This is a genomic window from Paenibacillus sp. KS1 (assembly GCF_001680695.1).
GTDB classification, from domain to species: Bacteria; Bacillota; Bacilli; order Paenibacillales; family Paenibacillaceae; genus Paenibacillus_B; species Paenibacillus_B suaedae.
The window spans coordinates 19,579-34,809 of the sequence record NZ_MAIS01000022.1; the positions used below are offsets into that span (position 1 = coordinate 19,579).

Here is a 15,231-nt window from a genome sequence, read left to right on the forward strand (position 1 = left end):
GACACCTAGTGTGTTCCTCCAATAAAGCATAAGGGGGCTTTTTTATAAGTGTATAAAAAAAGAGAAGTACCTGTACGTAATGTATGGCTAGAATAGGTAATAGACTAGCTCAATCCTCAGACTCCGCTACTGTTACTTCAGTTACTGTTACTGTTACTGTTGCTGCCTCTGACTCAGCCCCGACATCAACCTTGGCCCCTTCCCCCTCCTTCATCCCGCTGTTGGCCATGGATGAACTTCAAATGTTCTCTCCCCCAGCTGCACATACTGTCGAGAACAGTAACCAAGGATTGTCCATGCTCCGAGAGACGGTATTCCACCCGAGGCGGCACCTCCGGATAGACGATCCGCTCAATAAGCTGATCTTGTTCCAGCTCCCGTAACTGTTTGGCCAGCGTGCCTTGGGTGACATCTGGAATGATCCGCCGCAATTCCCCAAATCGTTGGGTGCCATTGATTACTAGAATAAATAGAATGAGAGGCTTCCACTTGCCTCCGATTCGCTCAAGCGTCGTCATCACGCCAAGTAATCGCGGCTCCTGCAAATCCATCGCTTCATTCACCTCGCAAGGGATATGTTGTCCTATATTTTTAAATAAATGTCCTGCCCTCCAATTCCTTAGCCTGTCAAAAAGTACGATTTTTCGTACTAAGTACGATGAAAGTGTCTACTTGGCACCCTTCTCTACTTGTTCCATAATAACGTCGAATTACAAGTGAGAGGAGTCAAGAACTATGTCTACGATTTCATTACACAAGCAACGTGTTGTCATTATTGGAGGGAGCTCGGGAATTGGCTTGGAGACGGCCAAGCAAGCCGCTGAACAAGGAGCTTCCATCGTGCTTGCCAGCCGTTCCGCAGATAAATTGGAGCAAGCCCGTCAGCTATTAGGGACAGATGTGACAGAGACTTATACGTTGGATAATCGCGATGAGTATCAACTCGAGCGCCTCTTTGAAACGGTTGGCCCATTTGATCATTTATTCACGCCTGGGGCTTCGTATGTTCGCGGCCCGATTACATCAACGCTTGAAGTAGCTCGCAGCTGCTTCGACGCCAAGTTCTGGCCGCAATACCATGCGGTTAAATACGGGCTGCCGTACTTGAACCACAGCGGCTCCATCGTGCTGATGTCAGGTGCATTTAGTCAACGTCCCCTTGACGACGGCGCATCATACGCCGCTTGCAATGGAGCCATCGAAAGTCTTGGCAAAGCCTTAGCCGTAGAGCTAGCACCCATTCGCGTGAATGTCATCTCTCCGGGGACAGTTCGAACGCCCTTCAACTGGGAAGGTGCAGAACAGGCCATACGAGAGCAGGCCTATGAGCAATCTGCGCGCCTTAACTTGCTTGGCAGGGTAGGAGATGTCGAAGAAGCCGCGCATACAGTTATCTACTTAATGACGAACGGCTATACAACAGGAAGCACGCTGTATCCTGATGGAGGTTACCTTCTACGTTAACCAAGGCAAGTCATATTACGGCAATGACACGCTCTCCACCATGACTGGCTGCCCTATCGAGTCCATTCTGTATGGAGAGCTGTTCACATCACAACTCCGCAAGGATCGTTAGGTCAATTTCGAACGTTTCTTTCAAGCCTGCTATCCCCGCCTCCGTTATATGAATGGCTCTCGTATCCGGCAGCCGCTTCATCCAGCCCAGCTCCAGCATTCTTTCTAATAACGCGTTGCCTAGTGCTCCTGCCAGATGGTGGCGACGCTCGCTCCAATCCAAGCATTTCAATATATAGGCGCGCCGTTTCTTATGCGTCTCTACCAGATCTATATGAAATGCCGTGAAAAACGCCTCGCCTTGCTCTGTAATCTGATAAGTCTCCCCGACATCTTCCATCAATTCCATTCGCAGAAGAGCATCTGTCACCTGTACGCCCACACGCCCGGCGAGGTGATCGTAGCAAGTGCGCGCATAACGGATTTTCTTATCTTCATTGTGCTGCTTCAATGACTTGATCGGAACAGGAGGCGCAATTGATAGTAAAGTCTCCATCACATGAGCGACCTCTTGATTCCGAATGCCGTAATAGCGGTGTCGCCCCTGCTTCTCCATCGTGATGACATCGGCTTCGATCATTTTGGCCAAGTGGAAGCTGGCAGTTTGCGGCTTAATTCCAGCCATAGAAGCAAGCTCGCTCGCTGGGTGAAATCGGCCATCCAACAGTGCCGTCAACATAGCAGCACGAGAGCAATCGCTGACAAGCGAAGCGATGACAGCTGCATTGGCATCCATTTGTCTAGACACGACATTCCCCTCCTTGATTGTCAAGATTGTATTTCATACTTCGATGATAATGGAACTATTTACGTTTTACAATGCAGAGGTATGAACAAAGAACCCGACCATAGGAGGCACAATGAATATGGAAATGATGAAGAAGATGATGTCTGCAAGAAGCATTCAGCCGAAAGTTTTGTATTATGGGACTCCGGTCATATTGTTGAACACATTAAATGAAGATGGAACCACCAATATAAGCCCCTTGTCTTCATCTTGGGCCTTAGGAAATTGTATTGTACTGGGGATTGGACTTGGAGGCAAAGCGATTGAAAATATACAGCGCCATCCGCAATGCGTCATCAACGTTCCGAGCCCTGAGCTGTGGGGCAATGTCGAGAAGCTGGCTCCCTATACAGGAAAGCAGCAGGTTCCCGAATTCAAACAGCACATCGGAATTCACTATCATTCAGATAAATATGGAGTGAGCGAATTGACGCCAACTGAATCAACTGTCGTACAGCCTACCCGCATTGCAGAATGCCCTATTCAAATCGAGGCACAGGTGAGACATATTCGTGTCCCCGAGCATACTTCATTTATGGCAATTGTCGAGACGGAAGCCATTCAAGTTCATGCCCACGAGGATATTCTCATCGACGATAATCATATTGACCCTCAGAAATGGAGCCCTCTGATTTATAACTTCCGCCATTACTTCGGATTGGGGGCCCAGCTGGGCAAGACATACCGCGCAGAAACATAAAGCAATAAAAAAACGCTGTACCGGAGAGAAACAACCCTTTTTCCGGTCAGCGAGCCTATCCTTCCAAGCCAAAAACGTCTATGAAATGTGCATCTCCCCCTTTAGAGCCGCCCTCGCTGCCTCTTACTCTTTGGCATACTCTACTCATAAAGTCTACTATTCGTTGCATATTGCAACTGAAGCAATCTGCAAAAGGAGGGCTGGAGAGTGAACGTATTTCCGCATCTTACTTATCAGCGAACACGGGACTGGGCTGCCGGAGCCGCTCTCAACCTTCAACAGTTTCAAGAAATGTATCGTGTGCTTTACCCGGCAGAAACGATTATTCTTCCTCCTCCCAAAGGAGTAGACACGCCTCGCTGGGGATCTATATGTCACTTTGATGAAGCATTCGTGGCCGTTATACCAGGGGGAAGGGTCATGACTGGAAGCGGTCACGTGGTAACCCCTGACCACCGCCGGCTTCAAGACGTAGAACTCCCCCCTTATCCTTACCCGTGCAATGAGCTTCCTGAGCCGCAATATACATCAGAAACTGTTGCCACATTAATGTGGGGCTATAATGTTCCCGGAACTGCTTATCACCAAGCTATTTTCGGGCACTGGTTTTTTGATTATTTGACCCGCATTCATTTGCTGGAGCAGAGCGGAATCGCTATCGACAAATATTTGGTTGGCCAACTGACACATTCTTTCCAATATGAATCGCTGCAAATGCTCGGCTTTCCGATAGAAAAGTTAATACAGGTTGACCGTAACGATTTCCATTTGGTCGCAAACAAGCTGGTCGTGCCGGCCGTACCATTCCTTATTGGCGGATGCCCGAGCTGGGCCAGTCAATACATTCGCACCCGTCTGAAAAATGCTTCCATTGCTCCTCGTCCTGGCTATGAGCGAATCTACGTTAGCCGCCAAGATGCGTTCGTTCGACACGTCATTAATGAAGAAGAAGTCATGCAAGTTTTGGCCGAGAAGGGCTTCGTCCGCATTGTGCTTACACCACTGTCCACGGCTGAAAAGATTGCAATTTATTCTTCAGCGCAAGTTATCGTTTCGCCGTTCGGAAGCGGGAGCATTAACACCGTGTTCTGCAATCCAGGCTCTACATTGATCGAACTGACGCCGTTAACAGTTATGGATAGTTACTTTTGGAAAATTAGCAATTATGCAGGTATGAATTACTATGAGGTTCTATGTAATATCGAGCAGCCGCCAAAGCAGCTCGCTGGCTTTGATAACCTGATCGTCGACATCGACAAGCTGAAGCGCGTCCTTCATATGGCAGGCATTTAGGTTGTGCCTGCCATATGTAGCGATTAGCACAGAGCTATGCAAGGACACGCCGCTTGCTGGCTGTATCTTCCGGTTAAATGCAAATGTGAACGACTCGCGTCCTCTCTCATCCGCCTGATGATGACCAAATGATAGGTATCCGCATAGTATGAAGCACATAATTCGAAGAGCTTCCACGCTTCCGAAACCTATGTTAACGCTTACATTATGGGAGGCGATTCCATTGGTCGTTACACTCGTCGGGATACACTGGGTGTATCTGCTGTTCATTGGGTTAATTATTGGCTTCCTCGTCATGCGGAGAGATACGACCATTGTATGTATGGCGGGGATATTCCTGCTCGGCTTGCTGGCAACTTCCTCGGTCAGTTCAGCGGTCAGCGGTATATTTACCAGCTTTATTTATGCCATTAAGGAGTTGCTTGGCACCATTCTCATCATCTCGATTATTGTCGCGATGAGCCGTGTGCTGCTCGCGTCCGGCATTAATGAAACGATGGTATCTCCATTCACCAAGCTAATGCGCGGTCCCACGATGGCCTATTGGACACTTGGGATTGTTATGGTCGTCATCAGCACCTTCTTCTGGCCGTCGCCAGGTGTCGCTCTTATTGGTGCGGTGCTGCTGCCAGCAGCAATTCGCGTAGGGCTGCCTCCTCTTGCTGTTGCGATGGCTATGAATTTATTCGGACATGGTATCGCATTGTCAGGCGACTTCGTCATTCAGGGCGCACCGAAGCTTACCGCGGATGCAGCCGGATTGCCCGTTAAGAGCGTGCTGGAAGCCAGCATCCCGCTTGTGCTGGTCATGGGTGTCGTCACTACGGTCGTAGCGTTCTGGATGATGCGCCGCGATATGGGGCGTGGTCTTCTGACCATGAGTACCGGTCTTGCCAAAAATGACGACCGCAGCAGCTTCCATGTGACCCGTATTCCCTTATCTCCCGTTGCCAAAACAACTCTAGCCATTCTCATTCCCCTGCTCTTCGTCATCGACGTCATCATGCTGTTCAAGTTGAATCTTCAGGGTGGAGAAGCAACGGCGCTTATCGGCGGAACCGCTGCAATCATACTCATCGTCGTTACCCTGCTCACCCATCGCAAGCAAGCACTTGAACAGACAACAAGCTACCTCGTGGACGGCTTTCTATTTGGGTTCAAAGTATTCGGCCCTGTCATTCCAATCGCCGCATTTTTCTATTTAGGAGACTCTGCCTTCTTCGAAATCTTCGGCAAAACTCTGCCCGCGGCATCGCATGGGATTGTGAATGATCTAGGGTTGGCGCTTGCACACAGCGTTCCACTCCACCCTGCCATCGGTGCAATTACCCTCACCATTGTAGGAGCTATTACAGGATTGGATGGGTCAGGATTCTCCGGCATCTCGCTTGCCGGCTCCATAGCGTCCCTGTTCGGGGCCGCCATTGGCGGCGGGACAGATACCCTGACTGCACTCGGTCAAGTTGCCGCCATATGGGTCGGAGGGGGAACACTAATCCCATGGGCGCTCATACCAGCAGCAGCTATTTGTGGCATCAGCCCGTTCGAGCTGGCACGCCGCAACCTTGTCCCGGTGATCATCGGCTTAACCGTCACGACACTCGTCGCAATGCTGCTGCTTCTCTTGTAGCAACAAGTCCCACCTGCTCGCTGCTTTGCAACAGGTGGGACTTGTTTTGATTCATCCATCATTATTATTGTTACCTTGACACCTTTTCAACTTATATCAACTATGTCTGACAGATTCCTTTTTAATCCTCTTCACTAGTGTTTGTTATCCTTCAAAGTCATCATTTTAGTATTTGTTATCACTTTAGTGTTTGCCATCATTTTTTTGCTTATCATCGCTTTTGTGCTTGTCGTCCCCATTATTGCCATGATCCATTGGTTTGTTCATGCTTCCATTGTGCATGCCGCCGTTTTTCATTTTCTCTTTTCTCTTCAAATAACGTTGGTGGGAGATTTCATCAATTTCCTTCCACGATGCTTCCTTGCCCTTCAGGGCTTGATTGTCCGACACGAACTTCTGCGCTGCATCCTGCGTAGCGAACAACGCATAGCCATATTTCATCGGTGTCTTAATATCCGCCTTTACCGGAGTTGAATCCTTTGCTGTCACCCATTCTAATGTACTATAATCTCTCACCCAGGATGCAGCCGGCTTCTCTTTCATATCTCGCTCATAATTCAATAAGCAGCCGACATCGTCAAAATAGAGATGCTGACCATCTGCTGTCTGCATTTGCGCTGTAAACATCCCCATATCTTCTTCTCTCAAATAGATTTTCATTTGGCAAAAGGCGCATAAGTCCTCATGAGTTGGCTCCTCCGCATGCGCTGCAGCCAGTTCCTGCTTGAGTTGTGCCTTATTCTCAGCCGTTTGGCTTACTTGTTCCTTCCCCGTATTCGGAGCCGCTGCCCCCTCAACTGGCGCCGCAGCTTGTTCGCCCTTCTCTCCCGCATGGTCTGCACCGCCACATCCAGCAAGAATACTCAGCATCATGATCGAACAAATAAAAATAGCTAACCCCTTTTTCATATAACACCCTCCACGATGGAATTCATTGACAGAACAAATGCTAGCAAGCAATTGTGAGGAGATTGTGAAGGAAGTGAAATGAATTGTTGAACTTTATGTTGCAATTTTCCAAAAAGAAGTACGAAACTTCATAGATTTGATCAGATTTTGTGTCTAAAGCCGCTATAATGTTGCTATATTCCATTTTTTGAAATACAGGAGGAAGCGCCTTATGCGCCTTGCACCTTTCTTACGCACATTTTTGCCTTTGTTTGTTCTGCTCACTCTTGCTTTTGTTCTTACCGGGTGCGGCAAAAATGATTTCCAGCCTATAGAGCAGCAGCCTATTATCGTCAGCGTCAATGTGAAGGACCATAGTCTCTCCTTCCTTGATCCTGTCCGCAATAAGGTGTCGGCGGCATGGCAGCTCGATTTCCCGCTTAGCGGCGCCCTATTCCTTGCGCAGGATCAATTGCTCGTCTACGGCAAGCAGGCGGACAAGGCTCTCATTTACCAATTGTCTACGGGAAAGCAGATCGAGACATGGGACGTAGGCAAAGGAGCGGCCAATGCGCTGCTGTCCCATTCGAAGCAATTTGTCTATTTTGTTGATCAGCATCATAAATCGATTCGCGCTTTCCGGCTGGACGGCACGCTTCAGTACGAGGTTTCTGTAGGCAAGCAGCCGTTGCATATGTATGAGGCGAAGGACGGGAGCAGGCTGTACGTCATCAATTTCGACGATACGACGATGTCCATTATAGACACTCAATTGCAAAAAGTTGTACAAACATTCAGCATTAACGAATCTTCGGCTGGCGGTCTGCTGTTGGATGATCGGCGTGAGCTGTGGGTTGGCGGTCACGGAAGCGGAGCTGAGGTCGAGTCGGACATCCATGTGTACAACATGGATACCGGGTCGCTTATTCGGCGCATCCCAGCTCCTTATATGCCCGTAAGCTTTGCACAGACGGATACAGGCATATTCGCACTGAGCCACGGGTCCAGCACGCTTCGCAAGTTCGCGCGGAACACCGGCGCAGAGCTTGGCACGATCAAAATTGGCGCCAACCCATTCGAGATGAAGGAAATTGGCGGCAATCTATACATCGCTAGTTATGATAGCAATGAGATCTATGTCATTGATCCCAACTCACTCACCGTCAGCTCAATCATCCCTGTGGGCCAAGGCCCATTCCAGATTACGTCCAACTCATAAGCGCAAGGAGGAACAAGCATGAACCAGTCTCGATTGCTCATTATCGATGATGAAGAAGATATGAGAGCACTCGTGCATATGTATTTGAAAAGCTCTGGATTCGAGGTGTACCAAGCCGCGAATGGCGAGGAAGCGCTAGAGATTCTGTCTGCCATGTCCATCGATCTAATTGTTGCCGATGTCATGATGCCAGTTCTGGATGGCTTCACGCTCTGTCTGAACATACGCCAGTCCTCTAACGTGCCAATCGTCTTCTTAACGGCAAGAGGAGAAGAATGGGATCGTGTCTATGGCCTGAAAATCGGTGCCGACGATTATATTGTGAAGCCGTTCAGTCCAAGCGAGCTGATCGCCCGGATCGACGCGGTTCTGCGCAGGGTTAATCGAGAATCTGCAGCAGACAAAATGGTTCAACTATACGGCCAAATCGAGATCAATGAACGAGGTAGAACAGTCAAGGTATGCGGCGAGTCCTTAGCTCTCACCTTGAAGGAATTCGAGCTGCTTCTCTTCTTATGCCGCCACCGCGGACAAGCACTCAGCCGCGAGCAGCTTCTGGAGCACGTGTGGGGTATCGACTACGAGGGCAGTGTTAGAACTGTAGATACACATATCAAAACACTGCGCATTAAGCTCGGCAATGTGGGTGAATTCATACAAACGATGTGGGGCATCGGATATAAACTAGAGGTGTAAATGGCATGAAGCAGCTGACCTTAGCACAGAAAATGTGGCTTATCGTATGCGCGGCGATTATCGGAACTGTGTCTTTTTCGTATGCGCTCACTCACTATTTCTATGAAAAATACTATGTCGAAAAGGTAGATGAAGGACTGCGGCTGGAAGGGCTTCGCCTTTCAAGCAACTATAGCGGTGGAGAGGTCACCGCCAAGCTGCGCGATCAGATCGATTGGTACAACAAGATGTCTGACTCGGAGGTGTTTCTTGTCACGAACCCGCGCGAGTTAAGCGCCTGCCTTCCCTTCGAAGTCGAATACGACTCCCTCATCAGCGAGCAGGATCGCCAGCAGCTCCTTCAGGGCAACCCCGTCACCAAGTCTGGGTTCGAGGAACGCTTCGGCCGCACGATTCTATCTGTCAGCATCCCGCTGCTGGACGACAATCGCTTGCAAGGCATCTTATTCCTGTACATCCCGCTTGCAACCATTATGGAAATGAATAAGGAACTGACCAGCATTTTCATTCCGATCACCGTATGCTTCGTGCTCCTATCCCTTGTGGTGGGCAGAACATTAATCAACCGCATCACGCAGCCCCTTCGACGCTTGGAGTCCGCTGCCCATGAGATGGCACATGGCAATTATGCGGAACGTGTTCCGATTACAACACATGATGAAATCGGCAAGGTGGGACAAGCCTTCAATCAGATGGCATGTGCCGTTGCCGAGGAGGATAAGCGCAAAAAAGAATTTCTCGCGAACGTGTCCCATGAGCTGCGGACCCCTATCAGCTATGTGAAGGGATACAGCGAAGCGATTCTGGATGGGGTTGTTGAATCTGAACAAGATCAGCGAAGCTATATCAGCCTGATCCACCGCGAGGCCGGCCGCATGCAGCGGCTAGTTCATGATCTGCTAGAGCTGGCCAAGCTGGAGAACAATGCCTATCCGCTTGCCATCACCCATCTGGTGTATGCTCAGCTTATTGAGGACGTGCTGATGACATACAGACACATACTTGTCCAGCAGCACATTGCATTGGCGATCGATCTTGATCCCGAGCTTATTATTGAAGCCGATCAAAATCGAATCGAACAGGTGCTCCATAACCTGCTGGACAATGCCATAAGGTATACGCCGGAACAGGGAACGATCAGCGTCGAATTGCGCGCAAGCTCGGACACCCATTGTGAGCTGAGCATCAGCGATACCGGCATCGGCATTGCCCCTGAGCATCTTCCCCATATAACCGAGCCGTTCTATCGAGCCAATAAGGCGCGAACCCGCAAGGATGGTGGAACAGGGTTGGGGCTTGCCATTGTGTCCAATATTGTTGCTATGCATGGCGGAACGCTGACCTTTCACAGCATCGAGAATGAGGGGACAACTGTGACGATTGCGCTGCCGCGATACAGAGAGACATAAAAACTTGCGGGTTGTCATGCTCCGTTCACACATTCTTTCATCTTTGCACACAATTGTGTCGTAATGTAGGAGCCAAAGAAAATGAAAATGGGGACAGGATGGTGGCCAATTGTGACCAATTGCAGACAAGTCAACAGAAAAATGCTGCTGGCCGCTCTAGCTTTGCTATTGTCTCTCCTCACCTGCTTCCCAGGTACAAGCAAGCTGCATGCCGCCAACGCTAATGGGAAGGCGTTCATCGTTCGTGCCGGAGATTCGATCCAGAAGGCCATTAATGAGGCTGAAGTAGGCGCAACCATTACCGTACAAGAAGGCAGCTATCATGAACAGCTTGTCATTGATAAGCCACTGAAGCTCCAAGCTGCAGGCAGTGCTAAGGTTACGCTGAACGGCAATAATCAAGGACATGTCGTCACGATTACCGCCCCCGGCGTTTCCCTAACCGGATTTCAGATTATCCAGAGCGGCAGCAAAAAGCAGGACGCTGGTATTTATATCGCCTCCTCGGACAACTTGATCATGTCCAATACGCTGTCCCGCGTACAGAATGGCATCTATGTCAACAAAGGAAGCCGTAATCAGATCGAGAACAATACGATAACGAGCAATAACAGCCGCATCTCTAAGCGGGGCAACGGCGTTCACCTCTTCTATGGCAGTGGTAATGTCGTCCGTGGCAATGACATTTATGATGTGCAGGACGGCATTTACATCGACTTTGCAGCCGACAGTATGCTAAGCAGCAACACGATATCCGATTCACGCTACGCCATTCATCTCATGTTCGGTGAAGGCGGTCGCGTATCGGACAACCAATTCATGTACAACATTAACGGGATGATGGCTATGAGCTCCTCCTCCTTTCGGATTGAGCAGAACATCATGCAGAAGCAGCTTGATTATCGCGGCTATGGAGCGCTCCTCTATAACACCGATCACATCACAATGCGGGGCAACCACATAATGTACAACAGCAACGGTCTCGCGCTAGAGGATGCGAGAGACAGCATCATTTCGGACAATGTCATCGCGGGCAATCATCTTGGCCTTAGTCTGCTGAAGGGCAATACCGGAACTACCATATCGGGCAATCAGTTCATCGGCAATGTCGTACAGGCACGAAGCTTGGATGCTAAGCAGGCCATTGATGACGGCACATCGGGCAATTATTGGGACGACTACTCTTCCTTCGATATTACCGGCGACGGCATTGGGGAACTACCTTACTACGCAGGCTCCATCTATGACAAGCTGCTGCCGAAGCAGCCGCAGCTGCAATTCTACTTCGAGAGCCCTGCCATACAGCTATGGAATGCAGTTAATCACATGCTGCCTTCCACTAGCTCTACGAGCGGAGCAGATCGATTTCCGCTTACGCAGCAGCCCACCCCTCAACCGCTTGTAGATGATCCTGCACAAGCAGTCCTAGAAGCGGAGCTTCCTGCAGACAGCCGCCATCTTATCGGCATCGCAGGATGCTTGTTCCTAATTGGCGGCATATTCATTCTTGCACAAGGGAGGATTCAGAAATGACATGGAGATTCGGAACAGTCGTAGCGGCAGTCGGCCTCCTGCTTGCCACATCCTGCGGCAAGCCAAGCTATGAGCCGCGCCCGATTAACCCTGATATCGATGTATGCATCATATGCAATATGAGCGTAGCGAACGAAGACTACGCAACAGAGGTTGTATTAACGGACGGCAAGATTATGACCTTCGATGATATCGGCTGCATGATGGATTATATCCAATCGTATCACAATGCAGACAATCCGATTGCCAAGTCCTATGTATACGCCGCAAGCAATTGGGTAGAGCTGGAGCAGGCCTGGTTCGCCTACCACCAAGACTTCTGGACACCAATGGCGAATGGCGTGCTGGCCTTTCCGAACAAGGAACAAGCAGAGCAATACGTTACACAAGAGGGCAAAGGAAACGTTCTGTCGTTCTCTGACCTGAAGCAGCATAAATGGGACGGTCATCAATGAAGCATATAGGTTCGATTGCGAAGCAGGAAATGAAGCTGATCATTCGCAGCCGCTGGCTGGCAAGCTTCTCCATATTATTTACACTACTGGCGCTGTTCATCGTATTCTTCGGCAGCACCGGCTATCAGGCAGGATACGAAGGGTTTACGAGAATGACTGCAGGACTTCTGAATCTCTCCCTCTTCCTCGTTCCGCTTCTCACGCTGTTAATGGGCAGTACCATGCTCGCGGGAGATAAAGAGGATGGGGGCTATCAATTGCTGCTCACCTACCCGGTATCGCCCACTTCCATTGTCCTTGGCAAATACATAGGCATGCTGGCGGCCATTGCAGCCGTTATCCTGCTCGGCTACGGTATTGTCGGAACTGTGCTGTGGATAACGAACCGCACTGGCATGTTCGCCGCCTCCTTTTTTTTTCTCTTTATCGCCTTGACCCTGCTGCTTGCGGCTATCTTCCTGGCGATAGCTTCGGTCATCGGCGTGTATGCCAGCACGCGATTCCAAGCGCTTGGAATCAGTATTCTGACATGGGCGCTCAGCGTGCTCCTGTACGAATATATCGTGATGGGCGTCTCCAGTGTTGTCCCTTTTCATTGGATTATTACACTCTTAACCACATCCATCCTGTTCAACCCAGTTGAGCTGATACGGGTGTGGAGCATCGTTCAAATGAAGAGCGGCATGATATTCGGGCCGACGCTCTATGACTTTACGATATGGGCCGAGGGGAGCACCGGACAAATTGCCTTCTGTCTGACGGCTGCGGCATGGATCATTGCTCCGCTTGCCTTATCCATCATCATTGTGAAGCAGGGGGGGCGCATCCGCGAATGACGACAAATGCGATGATTCGATTCGATAATGTATCCAAGATTTATTCCAAGCAGAATCAGGTGCGCGATATCCACTTCTCAATCGGCCAAGGCGAATGCTTCGCCTTATGTGGAGGCAATGGCGCCGGGAAGAGCACGATCATTCAGATGATGATCGGCATTGTGAAGCCAACGTCAGGCAGCATTTACTTGAACGGGCACAGGGTATCGTCCACGGACAGCGCCTATAAATCCACATTCGCCTATATGCCTGACAATATGGTATTTCCCCGTTCCTTGACGGGATACGAGGTGCTGCACTTTTTCTCCAAGCTGCTGCAGGTGCCGCGAGGTCGCATCGATGAGCTGCTCTGCCTCGTTGGGTTGGAACAAGACAAGCATAAGAAGGTAAGCCATTATTCCAAGGGAATGCAGCAGCGGCTCGCGCTCGCACAAGCGTTGCTGCCTGAAGCTCCGATCATCATTCTGGATGAGCCCACCAACGGACTTGATCCCTATTGGGTGCATACGTTCAAGGAACTAATCCATGCTGAACGCAGGAAAGGAACAACAATCCTCTATTCGACTCATATTTTGTCTGTCGTGGAGGACACGGCCGATACTGTCGCCTTCATGAATGAAGGCGTCATGGTCGCATGCGATTCTGTCGCTAGACTTTGCCGTACAGAAAATGGACATCGTTCCTTGGAAGCCGTCTTTTATGATACATGCCAGCGTATAGCCACTAGTTCGTAATTAGTGTTTCTTTTCTCGTAGTAGAACGATGTTGGTATTTGCCTTTACTCGTGCAAGGCTCGTATCATTCAAGTGTGCACTATACAGCTGCACATTTATATACCTATCCAAACACTGTGCACTTATCTATACAAATGCAAAAAGCCAGCGATCGCTGGCTTTTTTAAGTTCATCAGTATGCATGCATTACGACATGATTAGCAATGTTTCTCATGAACATGCGGTTGTACCGCTGCTCCTGCCAGTTCATCATTATAGGCCTGTAGATCAATCGATCTGCCCCCATCCAGCCGTGATGCCTCTGCTGCGAATGCCATCAGATGGCTGCGTACGGAGACAGAGGCAGAAGACTTGCTCTCCGTCACCATTCCCGCCTCGAAATCACGCACTTCCTTAATAAAGGAGCGGACTATATCTGCGTCTCCACCCCCATGCCCCGCAGCAGATGCATGAATATGGACAACACGCTTCTCCTTCGTCACGAAATCATGGAGCGTGAAAGCATCATCCTCCATATTGCCGCGAATATCCCCTTTCGTGCCCATCACCTGCACAATGCGAATATTATCGTGTGTGAAGCCGCACATGCTGAAGGTAGCCGTTGCGCCACTGGCGAATTCCATATTGACGACCTGATGATCCACAACATTATTATCCGTCTGATAGACACATTTGCCGTACGGCCCTTCCCACAGCGCCTTAATGATGCCTTCCTTCGTATGATCGTCTGTAATTTTCCGCGCCCATCCAATGCCTTCCCCCAGGTAATAACGCGGCGCATGATACTGGCAGACATGTTCTGCCGGACATCCCTCGATACAGCGCAGCGGTGCACCCTCCGGTCGATTCCCTTCATGAAAATGCATTAACGAGCCAAACGAACTAATGCGTGTGCACGGTTCCCCCATTAAGTACGCCAAAATGTCCATATCATGGCATGATTTCTGCAGGATCATCGGGCTCGCCTCGTCGCTATTGCGCCAATTGCCGCGTACGAAGCTGTGCGACATATGCATATTGCCCACGTTCTCATTTAACTGTATCGAGGCGATATCACCAATCGCACCTCGGTCGATTTCCCGCTTCAAAGATGACCAGAATGCCGTATAACGCAGCACATGGCAGATCGTGAGCAGACGATTGTGCCGCTTGGTCGCAAGCTCCATCTCCACACACTCTGCCGGCACAGGCGACATCGGCTTCTCCAGCAGAACATGATACCCTAACTCAAGTGCCCGGAGCGTTGGCTGGAGGTGCATTCGATCCAATGTACAGATAATTGCAACTTCTGCCTGCCTCTCGTTGCCAAGCAGCGACTCCCAAGAATCGAATTGCTGCTGAGCGGTTAGTGCAAATTGCTCGGCAAATTTGCGTCGTCGTTCTGTATTCGGTTCAGCGACACCTACAATACGAAATTCATGCGGATTCTCCAGCGCATATGGAGCATATGCACGTGCTCCCCGATCCCCTGCTCCAATCACAACCGCAGTGATAGGCTTCATGTTGCTTCTCCCCCTCTAATGAAGCGAAGGAACG

Annotated in this window: 15 protein-coding genes; 11 read left to right on the forward strand and 4 right to left on the reverse strand. The window is 49.9% G+C overall.

Annotated features, from left to right (window positions below; all coding sequences use genetic code 11):
* Positions 1 to 185: 185 nt before the first annotated feature.
* Complete coding sequence (locus BBG47_RS09640) at positions 186 to 551, reverse strand: winged helix-turn-helix transcriptional regulator (protein ID WP_065291570.1); 366 nt, start codon at positions 549 to 551, stop codon at positions 186 to 188.
* A 184-nt stretch (positions 552 to 735) separates the two neighbouring features.
* Between BBG47_RS09640 and BBG47_RS09645 the strand changes: the two genes are divergently transcribed.
* Positions 736 to 1,464, forward strand: a complete 729-nt coding sequence (locus BBG47_RS09645; protein WP_065291571.1) for an SDR family oxidoreductase — start codon at positions 736 to 738, stop codon at positions 1,462 to 1,464.
* A gap of 88 nt (positions 1,465 to 1,552) precedes the next feature.
* On the opposite strand, the gene BBG47_RS09650 is transcribed toward BBG47_RS09645, so the two are convergent.
* Positions 1,553 to 2,251 carry an ArsR/SmtB family transcription factor gene (locus tag BBG47_RS09650; protein ID WP_065291572.1) on the reverse strand — a complete coding sequence of 233 codons (699 nt, stop codon included), beginning with the start codon at positions 2,249 to 2,251 and terminating at the stop codon, positions 1,553 to 1,555.
* Between the two features lie 130 nt (positions 2,252 to 2,381).
* Here BBG47_RS09650 and BBG47_RS09655 point away from each other — a divergent pair, with 130 nt between their 5' ends.
* From BBG47_RS09655 to BBG47_RS09665, 3 genes are all read left to right on the forward strand, one after another.
* Positions 2,382 to 3,002, forward strand: a complete 621-nt coding sequence (locus BBG47_RS09655) for a flavin reductase family protein (RefSeq protein WP_065291573.1) — start codon at positions 2,382 to 2,384, stop codon at positions 3,000 to 3,002.
* 207 nt (positions 3,003 to 3,209) lie between these two features.
* A complete protein-coding gene (locus BBG47_RS09660; protein WP_065291574.1) occupies positions 3,210 to 4,295 on the forward strand; it encodes a glycosyltransferase family 61 protein in 1,086 nt (361 codons plus the stop codon).
* 223 nt (positions 4,296 to 4,518) lie between these two features.
* Complete coding sequence (locus BBG47_RS09665) at positions 4,519 to 5,925, forward strand: hypothetical protein (RefSeq protein ID WP_065291575.1); 1,407 nt, start codon at positions 4,519 to 4,521, stop codon at positions 5,923 to 5,925.
* Between the two features lie 183 nt (positions 5,926 to 6,108).
* On the opposite strand, the gene BBG47_RS09670 is transcribed toward BBG47_RS09665, so the two are convergent.
* Positions 6,109 to 6,834: a nitrous oxide reductase accessory protein NosL gene (locus tag BBG47_RS09670; RefSeq protein WP_065291576.1), complete on the reverse strand. Its 726-nt coding sequence runs from the start codon at positions 6,832 to 6,834 to the stop codon at positions 6,109 to 6,111.
* 211 nt (positions 6,835 to 7,045) lie between these two features.
* On the opposite strand from BBG47_RS09670, the gene BBG47_RS09675 reads away from it, so the two are divergent.
* From BBG47_RS09675 to BBG47_RS09705, 7 genes are all read left to right on the forward strand, one after another.
* Positions 7,046 to 8,032, forward strand: coding sequence for a YncE family protein (locus BBG47_RS09675; protein ID WP_065291577.1), 987 nt, complete (start codon positions 7,046 to 7,048; stop codon positions 8,030 to 8,032).
* A gap of 18 nt (positions 8,033 to 8,050) precedes the next feature.
* Positions 8,051 to 8,728, forward strand: a complete 678-nt coding sequence (locus BBG47_RS09680; RefSeq protein ID WP_065291578.1) for a response regulator transcription factor — start codon at positions 8,051 to 8,053, stop codon at positions 8,726 to 8,728.
* A 5-nt stretch (positions 8,729 to 8,733) separates the two neighbouring features.
* Positions 8,734 to 10,137 (forward strand): sensor histidine kinase, encoded by a 1,404-nt coding sequence (locus tag BBG47_RS09685; RefSeq protein WP_065291579.1) that lies wholly within the window; start codon positions 8,734 to 8,736, stop codon positions 10,135 to 10,137.
* A gap of 81 nt (positions 10,138 to 10,218) precedes the next feature.
* Positions 10,219 to 11,670 (forward strand): right-handed parallel beta-helix repeat-containing protein, encoded by a 1,452-nt coding sequence (locus BBG47_RS09690; protein ID WP_083189199.1) that lies wholly within the window; start codon positions 10,219 to 10,221, stop codon positions 11,668 to 11,670.
* Positions 11,667 to 12,125 (forward strand): nitrous oxide reductase accessory protein NosL, encoded by a 459-nt coding sequence (locus tag BBG47_RS09695; protein WP_065291580.1) that lies wholly within the window; start codon positions 11,667 to 11,669, stop codon positions 12,123 to 12,125. Before BBG47_RS09690 ends, BBG47_RS09695 begins: the two co-directional genes overlap by 4 nt.
* A complete protein-coding gene (locus tag BBG47_RS09700; protein ID WP_083189200.1) occupies positions 12,122 to 12,961 on the forward strand; it encodes an ABC transporter permease in 840 nt (279 codons plus the stop codon). Before BBG47_RS09695 ends, BBG47_RS09700 begins: the two co-directional genes overlap by 4 nt.
* Positions 12,958 to 13,695: an ABC transporter ATP-binding protein gene (locus tag BBG47_RS09705; RefSeq protein ID WP_094183149.1), complete on the forward strand. Its 738-nt coding sequence runs from the start codon at positions 12,958 to 12,960 to the stop codon at positions 13,693 to 13,695. The genes BBG47_RS09700 and BBG47_RS09705 overlap by 4 nt, the downstream gene beginning before the upstream one ends.
* 197 nt (positions 13,696 to 13,892) lie before the next feature.
* Here the strand turns inward: BBG47_RS09705 and BBG47_RS09710 are convergent, their stop codons facing one another.
* The gene (locus BBG47_RS09710) at positions 13,893 to 15,197 is read right to left on the reverse strand and encodes a Gfo/Idh/MocA family protein (RefSeq protein WP_065291581.1); all 1,305 of its coding nucleotides are present in this window, start codon (positions 15,195 to 15,197) and stop codon (positions 13,893 to 13,895) included.
* Positions 15,198 to 15,231: the final 34 nt, after the last annotated feature.

Bases quoted from the DNA above. Each gene is read 5' to 3' on its own strand.
- BBG47_RS09640 (WP_065291570.1), bottom strand. From the start codon at position 551: ATGGATTTGCAGGAGCCGCGATTACTTGGCGTGATGACGACGCTTGAG.
- BBG47_RS09645 (WP_065291571.1), top strand. From the start codon at position 736: ATGTCTACGATTTCATTACACAAGCAACGTGTTGTCATTATTGGAGGG.
- BBG47_RS09650 (WP_065291572.1), bottom strand. From the start codon at position 2,251: ATGGATGCCAATGCAGCTGTCATCGCTTCGCTTGTCAGCGATTGCTCT.
- BBG47_RS09655 (WP_065291573.1), top strand. From the start codon at position 2,382: ATGGAAATGATGAAGAAGATGATGTCTGCAAGAAGCATTCAGCCGAAA.
- BBG47_RS09670 (WP_065291576.1), bottom strand. From the start codon at position 6,834: ATGAAAAAGGGGTTAGCTATTTTTATTTGTTCGATCATGATGCTGAGT.
- BBG47_RS09675 (WP_065291577.1), top strand. From the start codon at position 7,046: ATGCGCCTTGCACCTTTCTTACGCACATTTTTGCCTTTGTTTGTTCTG.
- BBG47_RS09680 (WP_065291578.1), top strand. From the start codon at position 8,051: ATGAACCAGTCTCGATTGCTCATTATCGATGATGAAGAAGATATGAGA.
- BBG47_RS09685 (WP_065291579.1), top strand. From the start codon at position 8,734: ATGAAGCAGCTGACCTTAGCACAGAAAATGTGGCTTATCGTATGCGCG.
- BBG47_RS09690 (WP_083189199.1), top strand. From the start codon at position 10,219: ATGAAAATGGGGACAGGATGGTGGCCAATTGTGACCAATTGCAGACAA.
- BBG47_RS09695 (WP_065291580.1), top strand. From the start codon at position 11,667: ATGACATGGAGATTCGGAACAGTCGTAGCGGCAGTCGGCCTCCTGCTT.
- BBG47_RS09700 (WP_083189200.1), top strand. From the start codon at position 12,122: ATGAAGCATATAGGTTCGATTGCGAAGCAGGAAATGAAGCTGATCATT.
- BBG47_RS09705 (WP_094183149.1), top strand. From the start codon at position 12,958: ATGACGACAAATGCGATGATTCGATTCGATAATGTATCCAAGATTTAT.
- BBG47_RS09710 (WP_065291581.1), bottom strand. From the start codon at position 15,197: ATGAAGCCTATCACTGCGGTTGTGATTGGAGCAGGGGATCGGGGAGCA.